Source organism: Paenibacillus phytorum (genome assembly GCF_013141715.1).
Classification (GTDB): Bacteria; Bacillota; Bacilli; order Paenibacillales; family NBRC-103111; genus Paenibacillus_E; species Paenibacillus_E phytorum.
This window is the reverse complement of the sequence record NZ_WHOA01000237.1, coordinates 39,336-60,783: the sequence shown is the minus strand read 5'-3', so window position 1 is coordinate 60,783 and position 21,448 is coordinate 39,336. Positions and strand designations below refer to the sequence as shown.

General features: G+C 47.3%; 18 protein-coding genes. 7 read left to right on the top strand and 11 right to left on the bottom strand.

From position 1 onward, the window contains the following. Nucleotides 1-10 precede the first annotated feature (10 nt). From GC098_RS32740 to GC098_RS32720, 5 genes are all read right to left on the bottom strand, one after another. Nucleotides 11-736, bottom strand: coding sequence for a polysaccharide deacetylase family protein (locus tag GC098_RS32740; protein WP_246359105.1), 726 nt, complete (start codon nt 734-736; stop codon nt 11-13). Nucleotides 737-889: 153 nt separating this feature from the next. Continuing rightward, nucleotides 890-1,387: a hypothetical protein gene (locus tag GC098_RS32735; RefSeq protein WP_171648080.1), complete on the bottom strand. Its 498-nt coding sequence runs from the start codon at nt 1,385-1,387 to the stop codon at nt 890-892. A 24-nt stretch (nt 1,388-1,411) separates the two neighbouring features. Further along, nucleotides 1,412-2,593 carry an MGDG synthase family glycosyltransferase gene (locus GC098_RS32730; RefSeq protein ID WP_171648078.1) on the bottom strand — a complete coding sequence of 394 codons (1,182 nt, stop codon included), beginning with the start codon at nt 2,591-2,593 and terminating at the stop codon, nt 1,412-1,414. Nucleotides 2,594-2,650: 57 nt separating this feature from the next. After that, nucleotides 2,651-3,226, bottom strand: coding sequence for a thymidine kinase (locus GC098_RS32725; RefSeq protein WP_171648076.1), 576 nt, complete (start codon nt 3,224-3,226; stop codon nt 2,651-2,653). Between the two features lie 40 nt (nt 3,227-3,266). Continuing rightward, nucleotides 3,267-4,244 (bottom strand): HD domain-containing protein, encoded by a 978-nt coding sequence (locus tag GC098_RS32720; RefSeq protein WP_171648074.1) that lies wholly within the window; start codon nt 4,242-4,244, stop codon nt 3,267-3,269. A gap of 99 nt (nt 4,245-4,343) precedes the next feature. Here GC098_RS32720 and GC098_RS32715 point away from each other — a divergent pair, with 99 nt between their 5' ends. The 3 genes from GC098_RS32715 to GC098_RS32705 all read left to right on the top strand — a co-directional run bounded on the left by GC098_RS32715 (nt 4,344) and on the right by GC098_RS32705 (nt 11,384). Then, complete coding sequence (locus GC098_RS32715) at nt 4,344-4,946, top strand: YdcF family protein (RefSeq protein ID WP_171648072.1); 603 nt, start codon at nt 4,344-4,346, stop codon at nt 4,944-4,946. 216 nt (nt 4,947-5,162) lie between these two features. Then, nucleotides 5,163-9,755 (top strand): glutamate synthase large subunit, encoded by a 4,593-nt coding sequence (gene gltB / locus GC098_RS32710; RefSeq protein ID WP_171648070.1) that lies wholly within the window; start codon nt 5,163-5,165, stop codon nt 9,753-9,755. A 144-nt stretch (nt 9,756-9,899) separates the two neighbouring features. Then, nucleotides 9,900-11,384 carry a glutamate synthase subunit beta gene (locus GC098_RS32705; RefSeq protein ID WP_171648068.1) on the top strand — a complete coding sequence of 495 codons (1,485 nt, stop codon included), beginning with the start codon at nt 9,900-9,902 and terminating at the stop codon, nt 11,382-11,384. A gap of 315 nt (nt 11,385-11,699) precedes the next feature. Here GC098_RS32705 and GC098_RS32700 read toward each other — a convergent pair whose 3' ends face one another. Further along, the gene (locus tag GC098_RS32700) at nt 11,700-12,971 is read right to left on the bottom strand and encodes an MFS transporter (RefSeq protein WP_171648066.1); all 1,272 of its coding nucleotides are present in this window, start codon (nt 12,969-12,971) and stop codon (nt 11,700-11,702) included. Nucleotides 12,972-13,096: 125 nt separating this feature from the next. Here GC098_RS32700 and GC098_RS32695 point away from each other — a divergent pair, with 125 nt between their 5' ends. Further along, entirely contained in the window at nt 13,097-13,555 is a 459-nt protein-coding gene (locus tag GC098_RS32695) for a hypothetical protein (RefSeq protein WP_171648064.1), read from the top strand. A 70-nt stretch (nt 13,556-13,625) separates the two neighbouring features. Here GC098_RS32695 and GC098_RS32690 read toward each other — a convergent pair whose 3' ends face one another. Both GC098_RS32690 and GC098_RS32685 read right to left on the bottom strand, forming a co-directional pair. Further along, nucleotides 13,626-14,312 carry a response regulator gene (locus tag GC098_RS32690; protein ID WP_171648062.1) on the bottom strand — a complete coding sequence of 229 codons (687 nt, stop codon included), beginning with the start codon at nt 14,310-14,312 and terminating at the stop codon, nt 13,626-13,628. A 143-nt stretch (nt 14,313-14,455) separates the two neighbouring features. Continuing rightward, entirely contained in the window at nt 14,456-15,655 is a 1,200-nt protein-coding gene (locus GC098_RS32685) for a sensor histidine kinase (protein WP_171648060.1), read from the bottom strand. 198 nt (nt 15,656-15,853) lie between these two features. Between GC098_RS32685 and GC098_RS32680 the strand changes: the two genes are divergently transcribed. Beyond that, on the top strand, nt 15,854-16,789 hold the full coding sequence (locus tag GC098_RS32680; RefSeq protein ID WP_171648058.1) for an ABC transporter ATP-binding protein: 936 nt from the start codon (nt 15,854-15,856) through the stop codon (nt 16,787-16,789). Nucleotides 16,790-16,808: 19 nt separating this feature from the next. Continuing rightward, entirely contained in the window at nt 16,809-17,717 is a 909-nt protein-coding gene (locus tag GC098_RS32675) for an ABC transporter permease (protein WP_216625504.1), read from the top strand. 80 nt (nt 17,718-17,797) lie between these two features. Here the strand turns inward: GC098_RS32675 and GC098_RS32670 are convergent, their stop codons facing one another. The 3 genes from GC098_RS32670 to GC098_RS32660 form a co-directional block, all read right to left on the bottom strand. Further along, nucleotides 17,798-18,532: an HAD family hydrolase gene (locus GC098_RS32670; protein WP_171648054.1), complete on the bottom strand. Its 735-nt coding sequence runs from the start codon at nt 18,530-18,532 to the stop codon at nt 17,798-17,800. An 80-nt stretch (nt 18,533-18,612) separates the two neighbouring features. Beyond that, on the bottom strand, nt 18,613-19,065 hold the full coding sequence (locus GC098_RS32665) for a bactofilin family protein (RefSeq protein WP_052229292.1): 453 nt from the start codon (nt 19,063-19,065) through the stop codon (nt 18,613-18,615). 5 nt (nt 19,066-19,070) lie between these two features. Further along, nucleotides 19,071-20,102, bottom strand: coding sequence for a M23 family metallopeptidase (locus GC098_RS32660; protein WP_171648052.1), 1,032 nt, complete (start codon nt 20,100-20,102; stop codon nt 19,071-19,073). Nucleotides 20,103-20,301: 199 nt separating this feature from the next. Between GC098_RS32660 and GC098_RS32655 the strand changes: the two genes are divergently transcribed. Further along, a complete protein-coding gene (locus GC098_RS32655; protein ID WP_171648050.1) occupies nt 20,302-21,393 on the top strand; it encodes a ParM/StbA family protein in 1,092 nt (363 codons plus the stop codon). The last annotated feature ends 55 nt before the right edge of the window (nt 21,394-21,448 follow it).

Genomic DNA, 21,448 nt, shown 5'->3' with positions numbered 1-21,448 from the left:
CTTTCAATGTCTAATTAATTTTTGCCGGGAGAGCCTTGTTATAGTTTAGAAGTTGAGAAACGGTAACTAGCTGATATCCCCTGCTTTTTAATTCCGGCAAAATGATCTTCAAGGCTGCTATGGTCTGTGTAGGACCTTCAATATAGTCATGAAATAACACAATATTTCCGTTTTTCGCATTCTTTAATACGCTATTTACAATTTTGTTGACCCCTGGTGTACTCCAATCCTTTGTATCCAATTGCCAACTCCACATAATCATCTTATACCCTTCTGCTCGGACAGTAGCTACAAGCCTTTCGTTATAAAACCCACCAGGTGGGCGAAACAATAGGCACCGCTTTCCTGTTGTGTCATAGATAAGTTCCTCTGTTTGATTAATTTCTTTTTTGATGTTGTTTTTTTTGCTTAAATAGGCGTGGCTATATGTATGATTAGCTATCTCATGGCCCTCGCGTATGGTTTGATTTAGAACGTCAGGATAAAGCTTTACTTTATTACCAACAACGAAAAAGGTGGCCTTAGCTTCGTACTGTTTTAGCAGTTCCAGGATCTGAGCTGTGTACTCAGGGTGAGGACCATCGTCGAACGTTAGAGCAATGACTTTTTCATCGGTATTTACTTCCCAAACGATTTCTCCGCGTGTCTCATAATAAGCTCGATCTTTCTTAGGGGTTGCACTAGCAGTAGGTTGCATCAAAAATAGACAAATACACAAAATCAGGAATATTCTCATAGTGTTCTCCTTTTTACAAGTAGGTGACAAAATTATAATCTCCAAATAACCCAATCCAATTCATTATATATTTGGCTGGAATCAGCTCTAATGGTTATTTTGAACAAAAAAAAGACATGCTGCGGCGGCAACATGCCTTTTTGCACCATCTTATTAAGCCTTCGGCTGATCACCGCCATTACTACCGTTTCCGGTATTGTTCCCATTCCCGTTTCCATTAAAAAACGTATTCGTCAATGCACGAATCTTCTCCATGAATTTCCCATACCCATATCCGGTAAGAAACGCCACACTGATACGAGCGGCCATCGAGTCCCCAACTTGCAGCAGCAGAATGCCGCTCTGGAATAAGACGATGGTAATAATTGCTGATCCGAAGCATAGTATCGGGCGCATCAGGTACCAGTACACCCACTGTGTGGTGAGGTCGTGGTAATGCTCATGAAACATGCGCAGTCCATACAGCGCTCCGCCTAAAGCTCCCGCAAATCCAAAGCACGCATACTCGTGATACAAATATACGTCGACACCGAGGAGTTTCCCCTGAACTGAGCCGCTGCCCAGCACAGCCATCATCCAGAGGCTGCCGACGAACCAGATAAGCAAATAAGCGAAGATGAACTGCTTGCCGAATCGGTGAAGGGGATCCATAATAAAACACCGCCCTATACATGGTTAATACCATTGTATGAGCGGTGTTGTTGTTGATGCCTGCATATAGGGGCGCTTCTCCGATAACTTTAAGTATTGCATGATGGCTGTGGAGCAGTCTTGTGCCGTATATTTTTGATGGTTGCGGATGTCTGTTCTACGTTTCACAAGCTCGGGATACTGTTCAAGCAGTAATTTGAACCAGTGGTCTATCATCTCTAACGAAATAATTTTCTGGCCATAACCCTGTTCTTGAAAATAGTCGCAGTTCTTCTCTTCTTGACCTGGAATTGGGCTGTAGAACAGCATTGGAATGCCTTTGGCCATCGCTTCTGTACAAGTCATTCCGCCCGGCTTCGTAATGAGCAGATCGGAGATGTCCATCAGCTTGTTAATCTCGCTTGTATAACCGATTAAATGTACGTTAGGCTGCCGGAACACGTCTTCCTCGAGTAGTTGTTGACGTGCTTTTTCATTCGTCCCCAGGCAGATTAGAAGCTGGATATCCTTGCTCCAACTTGCCAAGTACGTCAGCAGTTCTTCCTTTTCTTCCTTTTTAAATACTCCCCAACCGCCGCCCATGACCATAACAGTGGGCATTGCTTTTAGACCAAATTCTTGGCGAATCTGCTCTTTGCTATGTTCCAACCGGAAATTAGGATGCACAGGAATCCCCGTGACTTCGACATGCGTTTCCGGCACGCCGCGGCCTATCAAGCGTTCTCTCACCAATGGTGTCGAAACCAAATATTTGTCCACTGCTGGATCAATCCACGTGCCATGTATGTCATAATCGGTGATGACGGTGAAGAGTGGAACAGCAAGTCCAGCTCTTTTCAGACGAGAGACAATGATGCTCGGAAAAGGATGTGTGCAAACGATGATATCTGGTTTTAGCTGCTTGATGATTGCCTTCGTTTGGGAGTAGAAAATACGATGCAGAAAAAGCGCTGCAACGCGGTTAGGCGACTTTTCATATTGATTACGGTAAAGCATACCATAGAGTTTGGGTTGTGATGTAACCGTGCGGCGGTATGCCGAAAAGATCCAAGGTGCCAAGGTAGGATGCAAAAAAGCGCCAAGCTCGATCACACGTGTGATAATTTCAGATGAGCTTTGTCTTAGCTCCACTGAAAGCGCATGAGCCGCTTGCGTATGACCTTTCCCGAAGCCCTCGGATAAGAGCAAAATCCGTTTTTTTCGCAAGGAACTCACCTTTCTTAATAAAACCATATCTTTGTGACCTATAGGCAGGTATAGCCTTTAAATTTGTGAAGACTTCCGCTTAGATGCATAACATTTACGACACACAGGTACATAGCTTTCATTACCGCCAATTTGAATCTGTTCGCCGTGGAAGATCGGCTCCCCGTCTTTGCAGCGCATATTCATAATCGCTTTTTTGTCGCAATACCAGCAGACGGTTTTGATCTCCTCAATCGTGTCAGCAACAGCTAATAAGGCATCGCTTCCTTCGAATAATTGCCCCATGAAATCAGCCCTGAGCCCATAAGCAATAACGGGAATATCCATTTCGTCCACAATTTCAATTAATTGAGCAACCTGCTCTTTATTCAAAAACTGCGCTTCGTCAACCAAAATGCAGTTTGGGCGTTCTGTGCTCGCGAGTGCAATCATATCCAAGTCCTTGTCCACCACGGTAGCGACCTTTTGCATGCCGATTCTGGAGACAACTTTGCCAACCCCAAAACGATCATCTACGACGGACGTGAGGAGCAGTACTTTTTTTCCTTGTTCTTCATAATTGTGAGCGACTCGTAAAACTTCGATTGATTTACCACTGTTCATTGTGCCATAACGGAAATACAATTTTGCCAAACTGGGCCATTCCCCTCTGCGGATGTAATAAATGTAAGTATTATATGGTGAAAAAGTAAGTGGCTGTCATGCTATCGAGCTCTGCCAGTTTGACAGCAGATTGAAAGCTTGCTTCTGAAGCGAGCTTATCGCCGATCAGTGGTTGTTTCTTGTATGGTTTTCGAATTTTGACTTCAATACTGCCTGGAACAGGCTCCCCAGTGATTTGAATCCGTTGGGGCTCGTACATCAGTACATGGATGATTTCCCTGGAAGTCGCATTATTGCTCTGCAAAAGCTCCTGGATCAATTCGTGATCCATAAGGGAAGGGATACGTTCCTTCATGCCGGGATTCGACTCGCAGTGATGAGCAGCGGCCTTAGCCAGCAGAGCATCCATCGCAAGGAACTGTGGGTTCAGAAAGAGTCGGTGGTCCTCGACAACCGCATGAACGAGCGCAGCAGCCGTATCTTCGTCAGCTTCCACATAATGACCGCGTAAGCGAAGCCCTTTGACAATCTCAGAGGGTGGTCGTACTTGTTGTCCGGCATAATAAGTATCTCTTAGAAAGCTATCAAGATGATCGAGCCCGAGCAGCGTTGTTTTATTCGTAAGAGGGCTGTCTTGATTCAAAATATCCACAATCGACGGTGGCGAAATGCCGTGCTTGATGAGAATATTAGCAACGACGCCGCGCTTAATTAATTGCTCAGTCTGCTGATGATGATCGTACCCAAGTGTTCTCTCAACCGCATGGGAGAAAGGCAAGTGTCCAATATCATGTAAAAGCGCAGCAATACGCAGATGAGGATCATCTGGGCAAAAGTGAGCCATCAATGACCAGACGCCTACGGTATGTTCAAAACGGGAATGTGTCATCGGTGAAAAAAGCGCAGATGCCCCGAAGTGATGCAGAAACTTCAGACGGCGAACCGGCTGCGACCGGAAAAGCTCAACTTCAATCGGATGGGCCTTCATTTGCCATTGATAAAGAGGCTCCCAGATCGTTCCGGTTGAAAAAGTATGCTGTATACTCAAAACAGAGTTCCTCCTAGGCTGTGGAATCTGGATGTATGTTCATTGCAGCGGTATAAGCTATCATAGCATGAAACATAGAAAGTTTGCTATCATGGGCCTATGAAAAAGAAACTCAAAACTTGGCTTTGGATACTCGTCGCTTTGTTCCTAATCATCCTGTTTTACTTTTCTTTCATGAGTTGGAAAGTTAACTATACTTGGAAACATTCCCATGGAACTCCTAGTGATTGTATCATTATTCTAGGCGCTGCGGTATGGGATGGCAAGCCGAGTCCGGCTTTACGTGAACGATTGGATATTGCGGTGGAGGCTTACAGCAGCGGATTAGCTCCGAATATTATTGCCAGTGGGGGGATAGGCGGCAGTGAACCCTCTGAAGCTGAAACGATGAAACGTTATTTAATGGAGAAAGGAGTACCGGAGCGGGCTATCCTTTTAGAGGAGAAGTCACGAAGCACTATGGAGAATTTACAGAACAGTCAGGCGATTATGATGGAAAAAGGATATCGGACAGCGGTGATTGTAACGCATGGCTTCCATGCTTATCGGGCATCTCTGATGGCGAGAAGTCTGGGGATTACATCAACGGTCGAGCCGGTTCAGATTCGTCCGCTTTCATTGACGTACTATACGTTAAGGGAGTGTGCAGGCATTGCGATTTTCACGCTGGAATCTATTAAAATGAAAACCTTTTCATATTAATTATTTTTGAATTGAACTATAAGATATCAAGTGTTAATATAATATAAAAAATATTGAGAATATTTCATCTAATTAATTAGCTTGGTTTAGGTGGAATAGGCATTCGCGTGTCATCACTTTTTAGCGCTTTAACGCGTGCGTCCAAGGGTAAACGACTCCATCGTCCGGGCAAGGACGAAGAGTACAACCAAAAACGAGGGAAGAAAGGTTCACAACATGACTAAAATTGGATTACCTCCCAAACAGGGATTGTACGATCCGGGGTTTGAGCATGATGCGTGCGGTATTGGCTTTGTTGCCAATATCAAGGGCGTCAAATCACATGAAATCGTCAAGCAGGCGCTTCGTGTCCTTTGTAATTTAGATCATCGCGGTGGTCAAGGCAGTGAAACGAATACGGGTGACGGGGCAGGCTTATTGATGCAAATCCCGGATACGTATCTTCAGTCCGCTTGTGTGGTGGAGAATATAAAGCTCCCTGCTGCTGGCAGCTATGGTGTCGGTATGGTCTATTTACCTCAGGATTTGGAGGCACGTCAAGCATGTGAGAGTATAATTGAGCGAATTGTCAAACAAGAAGGGCAGCAATTCCTCGGATGGAGAACCGTTCCAACGGACAACAGTTCTTTGGGAGATTCCGCCAAGTCAGCAGAGCCGTTTGTGCGCCAAGTCTTTATCGGTCAAAGTGAAGATGTTTCGAGCAACTTGGATTTTGAGCGTAAGCTATATATGATTCGTAAGCTGTCTGAAAACGCTATTAAATTATCTCACAGTGAATCGCAATTTTACTATTCTAGCTTGTCTAGCAGAACGATTGTATATAAAGGAATGTTAACGCCTGAGCAAGTAGACGCTTATTACATTGAATTGCAAGATGAGAAAGTAGACTCCGCACTCGCACTCGTTCACTCCCGCTTTAGTACGAACACATTCCCGAGCTGGGAACGTGCACATCCGTACCGCTATTTGATTCATAATGGTGAAATTAATACCCTGCGCGGCAATGTGAACTGGATGCATGCCCGTCAGGCTATGTGCGAAACCGAATTATTCGGCGAAGATTTCAAACGCATTCTTCCTGTTATTGATACCGATGGCTCCGATTCACAAATGTTTGATAATACCTTAGAATTCCTCATGCTTTCTGGACGTTCGCTGCCGCATGCAGCGATGATGATGGTGCCAGAACCTTGGTCCAAACACGAAACGATGGATGATGAGAAGAAGGCTTTCTACGAGTACCACAGTACACTTATGGAGCCGTGGGATGGTCCAGCAGCGATTGCTTTCACAGATGGCAGTCAAATTGGAGCAATCCTTGACCGTAATGGCTTGCGTCCATCGCGTTACTATGTAACTACCGATGATTTCATTGTTCTGGCTTCTGAAGTAGGTGTCTTGGATATTGAGCCCGAGCGTATTTTGTACAAAGATCGTCTCAGACCGGGTCGTATGCTGCTTGTTGATACGATAGAAGGACGCATCGTGACCGATGAGGAAATCAAAAGCCGCATCGCTGGTGAACAGCCTTACCGTGATTGGCTGAACGAGCACCTTGTTTCCCTTGAAGACTTGGAAGATGCGCCAATCGTGCTCGGTTCCGACCATGACACGGTACTTCAGCGTCAGCATGCATTTGGCTATACCTTCGAACAACTGCGTAAGACTCTAGAGCCAATGGCCAAAACGGGTGTAGACCCCATTGGTTCAATGGGTACGGATGCACCGCTTGCCGTGCTTTCCGATCGACCGCAGCTCCTATATAACTATTTTAAGCAATTGTTTGCGCAGGTTACCAACCCGCCGATCGATGCGAATTTCGAAGAAATTATTACAGCTCAAGGCACTACAATCGGTCCTGAGCGCAACCTGATTAACCCTGAACCGGAGAGCTGTCGACAAATACGTTTGAAATCGCCATTCCTCTCCAATGAAGAACTGGCTAAGCTCCGTCATATCAAGCGCGATGGCTTCAAAACAGTTACCTTGCCTACGCTATTCGAGGCGGCTGAAGGCACAGAGGGTCTGGAAAGTGCTATGCAAGCCCTTTATGCTGCAGCTGATCAAGCCATTGTGGAAGGCGCTTCGCTATTCATTCTTTCTGACCGCGGTGTGGATAGCCGTAAGGCACCGATTCCGGCGCTGCTTGCGACTTCGGGTCTCCATCACCATTTGATTCGCCAAGGCACACGGACCAAAGTTAGCTTGCTTGTAGAGTCGGGCGAACCGCGTGAAGTGCACCATTTTGCTTTGCTGCTCGGTTATGGCGCAGGGGCCATTAATCCATATCTCGCGTTGGAAACGTTAGACGACATGATAGCGCGCAAACAGCTTGTTGGCGTTGATATTGAAAAAGCGACGTATAACTACATTAAAGCAGTGACGAAAGGCGTTGTTAAAGTCCTGGCGAAAATGGGCATCTCCACGATCCAGAGTTATCGTGGGGCGCAAATTTTCGAAGCGATTGGACTTAGCCAAGAGCTCATCGATTCATATTTCACATGGACACACACACCTGTTGGCGGGATTGGCATCGATATTGTGGCTAAGGAAGCTCTGATCCGCCACAACCGCGCTTTCTCTGAGCAAGAGGGACGCGATAAGGTGCTGGACACCGGTGGTGATTTGCAGTGGCGCAGAGATGGAGAAGATCATCTCTACACACCAGAAACGGTGCATGCCCTACAATCAGCCGTTCGTACGAACAACTACGCGATGTATAAGAATTTCTCGAAGCTCATCAAACGTGAGGATGAGAAATATATGGCTTTGCGCGGGCTTCTGAGCTTCAAGGAAGGCCGACAACCGATCCCGATCGAAGAAGTGGAGCCGATCGAGTCGATCTTCAAGCGCTTCAAGACCGGAGCCATGTCCTACGGCTCCATCAGTAAAGAAGCGCATGAAACGATTGCGATTGCGATGAATCGCATCGGCGGCAAGAGCAACACCGGCGAGGGCGGCGAGCATCCTGAGCGCTTCACGCCGGATGCGAACGGCGACCTTCGCCGCAGCGCAATCAAGCAGGTGGCGTCCGGCCGCTTCGGCGTCACAAGCCACTATCTCGTCAATGCTGACGAGATTCAGATCAAGATGGCGCAGGGCGCGAAGCCCGGCGAGGGCGGTCAGCTCCCGGGAACCAAGGTGTACCCATGGGTGGCCGAGGTTCGCGGCGTTACGCCAGGCGTAGGCTTAATCTCGCCGCCGCCGCATCACGATATTTATTCGATCGAGGATCTAGCTGAGCTGATCCACGATCTCAAGAATGCCAACCCGCGGGCACGGATCAGCGTGAAGCTGGTATCCGAAGTCGGTGTTGGCACCATCGCTGCCGGCGTAGCCAAAGGGAAAGCGGACGTTGTCCTGATCTCCGGCTACGACGGAGGAACAGGCGCGTCGCCGCAGACGAGTATTCGTCACGCGGGACTGCCGTGGGAGCTCGGTCTGGCGGAGACGCATCAGACGCTCGTGCTCAACAACCTGCGCAGCCGTATCGTCGTCGAGACAGACGGCAAGCTGATGACGGGGCGCGACGTTGTCGTAGCTGCCCTGCTCGGGGCTGAGGAGTTCGGCTTCGCTACAACTCCGCTCATTACAATTGGCTGCGTGATGATGCGCGTGTGCCATCTGGATACCTGTCCGGTTGGGGTTGCTACGCAAAATCCGGAGCTTCGCAAGAAATTTGCCGGGGACCCGCAGCATGTGGTGAATTTCATGACCTTCATCGCGCAGGATGTGCGTGAGATGATGGCTGAACTTGGCTTCCGCACCATTGAAGAGATGGTCGGCCGTACAGATGTGCTTGAGTCTAAGCAAGCTGTCGAGCATTGGAAAGCTAAGGGCGTCGACTTATCGCCGCTTCTGCACCAACCAGAGATGGGCGAGGATGTGGGCCGTTTCTGCCAAATGGCGCAGGATCATGGTTTGGATCGCTCATTGGACGTAACGAAGCTGCTCGCTATTTGTGAGCCTGCTATTGAACGCAAGGAGCATGTGCATGCCATCCTGCCAATTACGAACGTTAACCGTGTTGTCGGAACGATTGTAGGTAGTGAAGTTACACGTCGTCACGGCGTGGACGGCTTACCTCACGATACCATCCGCCTCCACTTTAATGGGTCTGCTGGACAAAGCTTCGGTGCTTTCGTACCGAAAGGGATCACGCTTTCGCTGGAAGGCGATGCAAATGACTACGTTGGTAAAGGATTATCCGGTGGTAAGCTGGCAATCTTCCCTTCCAGTCAATCGCACTTTGTTCCCGAAGACAACGTGATTATTGGAAATACCGCGTTCTATGGCGCAACCGACGGGGATGCTTACATCCGTGGTATTGCAGGCGAGCGTTTCTGCGTTAGAAACAGCGGCGTGCGAGCGGTTGTCGAAGGTGTAGGCGACCATGGTTGTGAATACATGACGGGCGGCCGTGTTGTTGTTCTCGGTTCTACGGGACGCAACTTCGCAGCAGGTATGTCAGGCGGTATCGCTTATGTGCTGGATGAGAAGGGGGACTTCTCAAGTAAGGTGAACAAAGAAATGGTTTACCTAGAGCAGCTGGAAGAAACGTATGAAATGAACGAACTGAAAACGATGATTCAGCATCATGCCACATTTACGGATAGCAGCGTTGCCCACCAAGTTATTCAGCACTGGGATGAGTACGTTTGGAAGTTCGTGAAAGTTATACCGAAGGACTACAAACGGATGTTTGATGCCATCGAAAAGGTGAAACGCTCTGGACTAAGCCAACAAGAAGCGATCATGGTTGCTTTCGAGGCGAATATGAGGGACGTTTCACGTGTCGGTGGAAACTAACGAATCAGATCAGATGCTGACGAAGTGCGTTTTGCTTAAGAAAAACATGTGATGCTTCCGATGCCAGTTTTTCTGGCGAAAAACTCAGCACATGCTTACGAAGTAAGTTTTCTAGCGAAAACTCTCAGGAGGGACTAAACGTAAATGGGTAAACCAACTGGTTTTATAGAACATCGTCGAGAAGTGGCATCTGAAGCTGCTCCCCTAGTCCGAATTGGACATTGGAAAGAGTTTGCGACGCCGCTGACTGAAGATAAATTGCAAACGCAAGGTTCAAGATGTATGGATTGTGGGATTCCTTTCTGTCACACAGGGGCGTTGATCAGCGGCATGGCCGCTGGTTGCCCGGTTAATAACCTCATTCCGGAATGGAATGATCTGGTGTACCGCGGTCAATGGAGAGAGGCTCTGGATCGTCTGCATAAAACGAACAACTTCCCTGAGTTCACTGGGCGTGTATGTCCGGCGCCATGTGAAGGGTCTTGTACGGTAGGTTTGAAGGATACACCGGTTACGATCAAAAGCATCGAGAAAGCCATTATTGATAAAGGCTTCGATGAAGGCTGGATTACACCTGAGCCTCCAGAAGTGCGCACAGGTAAGAAGGTGGCTGTCGTAGGCTCGGGTCCATCCGGACTCGCAGCCGCAGCGCAGCTGAACAAAGCCGGACACTGGGTAACCGTGTTCGAGCGTGCAGACCGCGTGGGCGGACTGCTCATGTACGGTATTCCGAACATGAAGCTGGATAAGAAGTATGTCCAGCGTCGTGTGGACCTCCTCGAAGCCGAAGGCATTACTTTCGTTACAGGCGCTCATGTCGGTGTGAACTATCCGATTGAGAAGCTTCAAGAGGAGTTCGATGCCATCGTTCTGTGCGGCGGGGCAACGAAAGGCCGCGATCTTCCGATCGAGGGTCGTGAGCTAGGCGGCGTCCACTTAGCCATGGAATTCCTGAGCAAGAACACGAAGAGCTTGCTGGATTCCGAGCATGCCGACGGCGCGTTTATTTCCGCCGAAGGTAAGGATGTTATCGTCATCGGCGGCGGCGACACGGGTACGGACTGCGTGGGCACATCTTTGCGTCACAAAGCGAAGAGTGTTACGCAATTTGAGATTATGCCGAAGTCGCCGGACACACGTCCTGCGAACAATCCTTGGCCGGAATGGCCAAAAGTCCACAAAGTGGACTACGGTCAACAAGAAGCGGCTGCGCTGCAGGGTGACGATCCGCGCCAATACTTAATCAACACGAAGAAATTCGTGGGGGATGAGATTGGCAACTTGAAAGAACTGCACACAGTACTCATCGAGTGGCAGAAGAACGAGAAAGGCCAATTCGTCCCTGTGGAAGTTCCGGGCAGCGAGAAAGTTTACCCAGCTCAGCTGGTACTGATCGCGATGGGCTTCACTGGACCGGAGAACACGGTGCTGGATCAACTTGGCGTCGTCAAAGATGAGCGCTCCAACGCGAAAGCGGACTACGGTAAGTTTGCGACGAGCGTGGACGGTGTTTTCGCTGCTGGTGACATGCGTCGTGGGCAAAGCCTCGTGGTTTGGGCGATCAACGAAGGTCGCGCAGCGGCTCGGGAAGTTGATCGGTATTTGATGGGATCATCGAATTTACCATAAAGATGTGGAAAAGAGGCTGACTCGAAAGGTTAAAAACCTAGCGAGCAGTCTCTATTTTGTTTCGATACGGAGCGAAATCTAACAGGAATTCCTCCAGTTATTTGGCGTTAATTGATCTAAATGGTCATCTAACTGGAAAACCTCCCTCTAATTTAAGGGGGAATCGCTATTCCGCGAGAAAACATCAGAAATAACGGGGAATTTTCCATGTAAACTAGCTACAGCCCCTTTATTTGACCCTGATTTAGTTGTTGTCGAACAGTAATAATGGGAGTATCTCATCTATCCAACATATGCTCTCAATGCCCTAACCCGTCACTGAAACCGACGAATAGCAGGCACACATAGCACACTAGCAACAATGGCGATGCCAATCGAAGCGAACAACGTTATAGTCGTAATCCCGCCAATCCCATCAGCAATTAAGCCGATAAGGAAATAACTCACGGGCAGCAGGGCGAATGAACCTAACAAATCCAAACTGACCACACGGCCGAAGGCTTCTGCCGGTACAAGCTCCTGTAAGCTGGTTTCCCAGATAAGACCGAAGATCATAAGTCCAAAACCTTCTACCGCCATCAGTAAAGCTAGAATGACAGCTGAAGAGGTGAAAGGCAGGAGCAGCAATGCCACACCGCTAAGGAGTACAGAGCCGTAAGCGAGTAGACCTCGATGAGGCCATTTCGTTTTAGAGCCAAAAATGAGTGCTGCAACGATGGCCCCAAGTCCGGAGCAAGTAATCCCGATACCATACATCAATGGATCCAGTTGTAGATGTACTTTGAATAACCAAGGGACAAGAATGACACTAATTCCACTATAACTAATATTAATGAACGAAAAGGCAAGGATCGTTATCCAAAGCCAGGGATGACCTCTGAGGATCGTAATGCCTTCTAGAAATTCGCTCTTCCACGAAGTCGAGGGTTGATCGGCAATTTGTTTGATGGTCGGTGTATAAAGTGATTTTTTCACCATAAAGAGCAGGCATAGAAAGGAAAGCAGATAGGTCAGCGCATCTAATCCGAAGCCGTAACTCGCTGATAAGGAGGAAATCAGTAGTCCACCTAAGACAGGTCCGATAAGTCGGACGGCTTGATTGCTCATCTGTGTCAGAGCGTTAGCTGCATTACGAATTTCGGGTGTGAATACGGTGGCCCGTACAGCTGAATAGGCAGGATGAAAAAGGCCTTCCATGAGGCCATAGATGCCTACAAGTCCGAATAAGACATGGATGGATAAGGTGTCAGTGAAAATAAGCACCGCGATGGCTAACATGGTGATGAATCGAACGATATCAGAGAGCATCATAATTTTAACGCGATCATAGCGATCTACGATCCAGCCGGAAAAAGGGAGCATGATTACGTAAGGGAGCATATAAGCAGCCATAACGATGCCCATCATCGTGGTAGAACCTGTTAGGGAATAAACAACCATGGGTAAAATAACGGTAGTAACAGAACCGCCGAGCATGGATATGAGTTGGCTAAGCCACAAATAAGGAAAGGAACGTGATTTTACGAAAGGTATCAGGAAATTATCTAGTACTCGCTGTTTCTTTTTAAGAGGGGATTCTATTTGCATGTTTGATTTACTCCTAACTCTCAGAATCAAAAGGTGAACAATTCATACACATCATGTACAATAGAAGGAGCAGGTAAGCGCGCGATACTGCGGGAGCCTAGTATGATCGGATTGGAGGGGAGCACATGAAGAAAGATGATCTTATTACGGCTGCGGAACTGCATGCACTGCTAGCTGAGAATGGAGAGGACTTTCAGGAGTTTGAAATGGACGAACCCATCGGTACACAGCATCTTCATTCTCTGCAAAAAGCAGTTGTGCTCCTCTCCCAGCAGGTAGCGGATCTTCAAACGCAGCTTCATGTGCATTTTGAACTCCAAAACAAACAGCAAGAACAACTGCTGCGGCAATTTAAATATCAAATTGAACATAAGCTCCATGAGCAGTTGGCAAATGGGATCTTGGTACTGCAGCAGCCAACAGACATGGATGCCGAAGTTTTGCATAAGGAATCCCAACAATTGACGCTCTATTCAGCTGAACTGCCTGAACCGGTTGATGAGGAGCCGACCTATTCCAGGGTGAAAAGCTACAAAAAGATTCGGAAACGAAAAAAGTCGTTACTGGAGAAGCTTTTCGGATAGTTGAAAGGACAAAAGACCGCATCTTCCTAGTCGAAGAGCGGTCTTTCGGTTTCTTAGTGAGGCTGAATATCTATAGCATCCCTTCCTCATGAGCCTTCTTGGATGCTTGCACGCGGTCTCGGACGTCCATTTTCGAGTATATGCTGGAAATATAGTTCTTCACGGTGCCTTCGGACAAGAACAGTTTTTCGGCAATTTCTCGGTTATTGAGGCCATCGGCGATACAGTGCAGTACTTGCACTTCGCGCTCACTGAGTCCATAAGCATCGGCCCGAACCTGCTCTTCCGAAGCTTTGACTCCGGCACCCTGGGATGTGCTGTCTGAAGCGCCTCTCGCTTGCTGGACGAGCATTCTGGCGATATCTTGCGGGATGAGTGTACCGCCTTGGTGCACCCATTTGATACCGGCCGCCAGATCCTTCGGATGAATGGCTTTGAGCAAATATCCTTCAGCACCCGCTCCTAGGGCATCCACGACATAGCTGATTTCCTGGAAGGTAGTCAGAATGATGACGCGAATCTGAGGCCATGTGGCCTTGATTTGGCGAGTCGCTTCGACGCCATCCATGACAGGCATATGAATGTCCATGAGTACAACGTCAGGCTGCTGTTCTTCGCACTGCTTTAGAGCTATGTGGCCATTCTCAGCCAAACCGACGACATGAATATCCGGATCCATATCAAGTACGATGTGTAGGCTTTCTCTTATTAAATCCTGATCATCGACCAGGAGAAGTTTAAGCGGGGTTGTGTTCATGCTTGGTCCTCCTCAGAGTTTTTCGCCAGAAAAACTGGCTTCGAAAGCGTTACTTGAGTTTTTCACCAGAAAAACTGGCATCGTAAGCGCAGCTTAAGTTTGTATCCACATTGTACCACCCAGTGCTTCCAACGGGAAAGGATTTAGAAGGATGGCAAGCGTTTGGCAGGAATGGAACAATGGACGACAGTACCTTGACCTATTGTGGAACTCACCTGAAGTGTACCCTGCAGCGCAAATATGCGTTCCTGCATGGCGTTGATACCAAAGCCAACTTTCAGCTGCTCGGTACCGACGCCATCGTCCTCAATGCGAATGTCGACTAAATCATCGGAGTAAGTGAGTGTAACTTCTACGGTGGAAGCCCGGCCATGTCGTTTGGCATTGGTTAGTGACTCCTGCAGACAGCGAATGAGCGAAAGTTTGGTTTGTTTCGGAATGTCGAATTCGTCACCTACGGTGGTGAATCGGATTTGGGTCCCGGTATGAAGGGCAAATTCGTTGGCCAGTCTCGTCAATTGTTGGGAGAGCAGCATATCGCCTTCGGGAACCATCTGATGAATGCTGCGGCGTACTTCTTCAAGTCCATTGCGGGTTACACTACGCAGGACGTCCAGCTTTTCTTTGGCTTTGTCTGGCACTGTTTCGATCAGGTAGGACACAGCGTCCATCCCCATGATGACGGAAGTAAACGTATGACCCACTGTATCGTGTAATTCACGTGCCATCCGGTTGCGCTCCTCAAGCAGCGTAAGCTGTTCGATTTGGTTGGCGTACTGCTCTAATGCGTTATTTTGCTCATGGATTAAATGATACTGACGTTGGTTCTCGGCTAAAAGCTTTTCGGTCTTCTCATTCGACGTCACAACCCGCTGTAAACTAAGACCAATGGCGAAAAACAGTACCGCATTTAAGATAAAGCTGAATAATTGGCCGACACCCATTCCACTGTTTAGGATGAAAAAATAGGCAACAGGCATAGCCACCATAAATATGGGAGCGGTCCACCAAGCATTTTTTCGGTCGGTGAGGAATCCAATGACCATTAATGGGCAATTAATAGTAAGGTACGCATCCTGCTGCATCCATGAAAGATAGATTTGTAGAGGAATACCTGTCAGCAGCACGGCAATTGGATAGAAAGTTGAGTTGATGTAGTTCGGTCTCCAGAATAGAAATGGAACACCATAGGACAGGAGGATGGCCAATATCGTTTGGATGGTGGCAGTTAGTTCATGCTCATGCATATGCAGAAGCGCATAAAGTAAGCCAAGCAGCGTAGAACCAGTCAAGACGATAAACAGGGACCACTCCACACCGTGCCAAGGTCTTCTTTGAATCATAAAAGGACTCCTTTACACAAGATCTTATAAGATCATTGTACATAAAATAAGGAAAAAGCCATAGTGAGCGCAGTCATATGGTTTGGTGATGATTTGTGACATTTCTCTATGACTATTCTTAGGAAGATTACTAGGCAAAGCGGCTCAGGTAGGGTAGCATTGGGTTATATTGGTTAAAAATTAGGGGGAGTGTTAAGGATGACGGCAACAATAGATGCCATTACGCCGATAGTAAAAATCGATCAAATTACGAAACGAATCGGTTCTAAGACGATTATTGATAAATTAAGCTTTGAGGTGCCGCGGGGCGAGGTGTTTGGGTTTCTCGGTCCGAACGGAGCGGGCAAAACGACAACCATTCGGATGATGGTCGGACTCATGTCGATCACGGAAGGGGATATACGGATTGGCGGGTATTCCATTCGTACCCATTTTGAGCAAGCGATTCGTCATGTTGGCGCAATTGTGGAAAATCCGGAAATGTATAAGTTTCTGAGTGGTTATCATAATTTGGTCCATTACGCGAGAATGTTCCCGGGTATAGAGGAAGACCGAATTCAAGAGGTCATTGATCTTGTCGGTATGGAGAATAGAATTCATGACAAGGTCAAAACGTACTCCCTCGGTATGCGCCAAAGGCTTGGGATCGCTCAAGCATTGCTGCACAAGCCGTCTGTGCTAATCCTGGACGAGCCTACTAATGGGCTGGATCCAGCAGGTATTCGGGAGCTGCGTGATCATTTACGGAAGCTTACCCGGGAGGATGGGATCTCAGTTATCGTTTCCAGTCATTTACTAGCGGAGATGGAGTTGATGTGCGACCGTGTCGCCATTATTCAGAACGGGAAGCTTGTGGACGTCAGACTGATTAAAGAGTTTGGTCAGGCGGATGGCAAGCAGCAGGTGGCTTTTGAGGTAGCGTCGATGGATCAGGCGTTGACATTAGCAGCAGAAATCGGAGCACAAGTGGAAGTGGCTGGGGATGAGATCATCATGAATCTCGATAAGCAAGAGATAGCAGCGTGGAACAAAAGGTTCGTAGAGGCAGGGATTGCGGTCTACGGCATCCGAGCGGCAACCAAATCCCTGGAAGATCAATTTTTAGAGATGACGGGAAGTGATCCGATTGCTTAATCTCATTCGAAATGAACATATGAAAATTTATCGTAGGTTGCGAACTTGGATTCTAGGTGGATTATTGATTGCCATTGTCGTATTAGCTGCACTATTCTCACATTCGGGCTATCAGACAAATGATGACTGGAAGACCAGAGCAGCGGAATCGATTGAGCACAATCAGAAAGAGCTGGAAAATCCGGATGTGCCGGCCAAATTTAAACAGCAGATGAAGGAGGACATAGCACTCCAGCAGTACATGTTGGATCATAATTACCCTCCGACAGATAACACCTTATGGGGTGGCACCCTAAGCGCAGCAGGATTAATCATCATGGTTACATTATTTACCGTAATCATTGCCGGAGATATGGTCGCTGGTGAGTTTACATGGGGGACAATTAAGCTGCTGCTCATTCGTCCTGCCAGCCGAGCGAAAATTCTCTTGTCTAAGTATCTAACAACGCTGCTTTTCGCAGCTACTCTGCTGATTGTGATGTTTATTACTTCTCTCATTGTGAACGGGTTCCTCTACGGATTTCAGAGTCTAAATCTTCCACACTTGACTGTAAATGCAGCAGGACAAGTTCAGGAAGGGAGTATGCTGGTGTACGTGTTTGCAACCTATGGACTAAAGTTGATTGAACTCGTTATGATCGTGACGATGGCCTTTATGATCTCGACCGTATTTCGCAGCTCCTCACTAGCCATTGGTCTTAGCATTTTCATCATGTTCGCAGGGCAAATTATTACGCTATTGTTGATGAGATACAGCTGGGGCAAATATTTTTTATTCGCCAACACGGATCTCACTCCGTACTTAGAGGGGCAGCCGCTGGCAGAAGGGATGACGCTTGGTTTCTCTATAACCGTGCTGCTCTTCTACTTCTTATTGTTTATTGTGCTCTCTTGGGAAATATTCCGCAGACGCGATGTAGCCGCCTGATAATCGTATGGTCCAGAGACTAATGGATACCAAAAAAAGGACGACTCCGAGGTTATGAAACCTTTGGAATCGTCCTTTTCTCATTTTTGAATATACGCGTGGATGGTATCAGGAACTTCCTGCAAGGAGTTCAATTGATAGAACGCCCCTTTAGGAGTGATGTCGATGGTCCCTGTGTTGTACTCCCAGTCCTGCTGTACAGGAATGTGAATCGAATGGATACCCGCATGCAGCGCAGGCAGTACGTCCGTCTTGATCGAGTTGCCGATCATCCATGTGTGGTTGCGATCAAAACGCTGTTCGTTCATGATCGTTTCCATGTATTCTCTCGTCTTATGCACCGTAACAAAGATGCGATCATCAAAGTAGGTGTCTAAGCTCAAATCCTTCACTTTTTTCATTTGGATAGTTGCATCGCCACCTGTATATAGAAACAGTCGGTGTCCGGCTTGCTGGAGATAATCGAGTGTTTCGTTCATAAGCGGATAAGGCTCTGCTGTATATTCATAAACAGTGTGGCCTAATTGCAACAACCATGATTCTTCTTTTACATTAGTTGGACGGTTATACTGTGCGGCGAACCATTGGTATGTCTCAACAAATGATTTGGGAAAACGATCCGGCATAAAGCCATGAATGTGGATGCCAGCGAGATCGATTTGGAGCTGCTTCTGCTTGATGTCCTGCGCGTTAAGTCCGTGCCCAGAATACCAAGTAAGCATAAGATCGATAAACTGGTCAATCACGAAGTCAAAATATTTATTACAATGCACCAACGTATCATCAAGATCAAAAAGTATCGTCTGTTCTCTCATAGGCCCTGTCTCCTGCATCAGTTAGAAATGAATTTCCAACTATTATATCATGCGCCTAGCCTAAGTCCTAGGCGAGACCCTTACATAGCCACCGTATTCCCCTTAAATGCTCCATTAGCGGATGAGGCAGGTTTATTCCCATTGTCTTGCTCACCGTTTTGGATAGGAGCAGTTGTTGATGTTTTCGAGTCCATTTTACTGTTTCCTTGGAATAGTCCACCTTCTTCAATGATAAAGGAAGCCGCGCTGATATTGCCTTGAAGGGAACCTGTAGAAGTAATCGTCAGCTTGCCCTTGGTGATGATGTTACCCTGTACGCTTCCTGCGAGTACAACGTCTCTTGCAGAAATATTGGATTTTACTACGCCATTTTCCCCTATAATAACATCCCCAGCGCATTCGATATCACCTGTAATGCCGCCTTCAATGCGAATGCTCGCTTCTGATTTGATGCGGCCTTCAAAGGTTGTACCTTCTCCAATCAAAGTATCTGTTGTATTCGGATTCATGAAGTCTTTCTTTTTCTTAAACATGGTGGTTATTCATCCTTTCGATTCGCTTTGAGATAAGGTTTGGGATCGATGCTTTCCCCATTTTTGAGTACTTCATAGTGCAGATGAGGTCCAGTACTGCGTCCCGTGGATCCGACTAGGCCTATAGAACTACCTTTTTCCACGGAATCTCCCTTATTCACTAAAATTTTATTTAAATGCATGTACCAAGTGCGCAATCCCTTTGAATGCTCGATGACGATATTGTTGCCGTGGAACATATCACTCCCGGTGCTGACGACTTTGCCGTCTGCGGTTGCATAGACAGGATCATTCTCACGAGCACCGAAATCAATGCCGGAATGAAAGCTTGGACGATGCGTAAAAGGGTCTGTACGGTAACCAAACGTCGATGTGACGACCTTGGTGGTAGTCGGCCACAGGGTAGGGGTAATGCGAAGCAATTGCTGCTTATCGGCAACCTTTTGCTTCGTTGCGGTTAAGTTGGTTTGCAGCTCTTTCACTTCGCTGTTAAGTGCCGTGAAGGAAGCTAACGTCTGCTCACCAAGCTTTATGATGTCTTCCTGAGAAGCTGGATTAGGACTTCCGCCAATGCCGCTGTCTAGGGTAGGGAGCTTTCCATCTGCATCCGCAGGTTTATCCTGTGTGCTTGATGACGTGCTGGCAACGGCTGTGCCGGTTGTGTTTGCGTCGATCCCGGCAATCGATTTGAGATCACTTTCGAATTTCTTCATCTCTTCAACTTGTGTTTTCATTTGTTCGGCTTGCTGAGACAGTTGAATAACTTCATTCTGTAATTGTTCGATGGCCTTGTCTTTGGAATTTAATGCAGCACTCCACTGCTGATTAGCTCCAGTTAGCTTAGACTGTAGAGCACTAGCCTTTTTCAAGGTGCTTGCATGCATTACATAAGTGATTATAGAAATTAGCAGCAGCACGGATAAGCATGCTGCGGCGATATAAGCGAATAGATGGGGAATACGAAACCTGACGACCGATTGATTGGCATCTGGAATGATGACTAGCGTCAGTTTTTTTGGTTTCCAGTTGAGCTTCATAAAGGCTTAATTGTCTCCTGTCGTGGTTGAATTTGGTAAATTGCGTTTCCTGTACTTCATTCGTCATATTCTGATAAAAACCTTCCTTATACCTACTAGTCCTACATAAAATGAGTCTAAAGTAGGAAGGAATCCTGTCGGATATAATCGAATGTACTTAACAAATACAGGAAGTTGTAGATATGGAGTGTAGCCACTAATGATAAAGCTTGCAGGTATCGATATAGGGAACGATAGTATTAAACTGGTGCTGGATGGTTCTAGAGAACCGTTAGTGATCCCGAATATCATTGCGCCAGGATACGAAAGGCATATTTTGCAGGAAGAAGACTCACCATTGAAAGCGCTGGATGTGATGATTTACAGCCCATCCCTTTCTCAAAGAAATCAACGTTATTTCGTCGGACAACTTGCTTTGGAACACGAAGATAACCTGGAGCTTGAAGACACGGATAATAAGGCGATATCGGATCAATCCCTTATTGTTGCGCTTACTGCATTAGCTTATCAAGGTCTAAGCAACCAAGCCTTTAATGCTGGCTACGGAAATGTAGACGAAGTCGAATATACGCTCGGAACCGGTTTGCCTGTTCGTGCGTTTGCGAAGTTCAATCAGCAATTCGAGCAGAGGCTGCTTGGTGAGCATGAAGTGACTTTTCTATCCACTCCACAATTCCAAAACCGCAAGATTAAAGTATCGGTTCGCAAGGTTGCAGTCTCCATTGAAGGGGCGGCAGCTATGTTCCATTTGGCTACGCACGACAGCTTGCAAGTCAAGGATGAAGAAATTTACAACGGCTGCATCGGCGTTTGCGAGATCGGCGCGCTGACAACGGACTTCCCTGTTATCAAACGGATGGCCATTGACAATCACTTCAGCCATGGCGAACAAATTGGCATCGCTACCTACCTGGATGCCGTCATTCGCGATGTCGAAGATGCATACGGCTACGTGTTCCCAAGCCGCGCGAAGCTGGTTCAGCGAGTGAAGAATCGTGAATTTACGATTCAACTCCTTGGCGAAGGACAGGTCGATATTCGACCGATCGTAGACCAGCATTTCCGCCGCGCGGCTTTGCGGATGATCGAGATGATCAAAAAGCGCTGGCGCAAATATCCCGATATTCAATGCTTTTATGTGATTGGTGGAGGCGCATCAGCCCTTAAACCTTATATCCAAGAAGCCGCAGGGTCCTTAAAATTACGATTCGCGAATGAAAGCGAATTTCTAAATATGTATGGCTACTTGAAAGTGGCCAAAAGTCGGTTAAGCCAGTCAGTTCCTGTTTAATCCTCACAAGCACCTGTTATATGCGGGTGCTTTTTTTATGCGTTTTTTCCCGCTA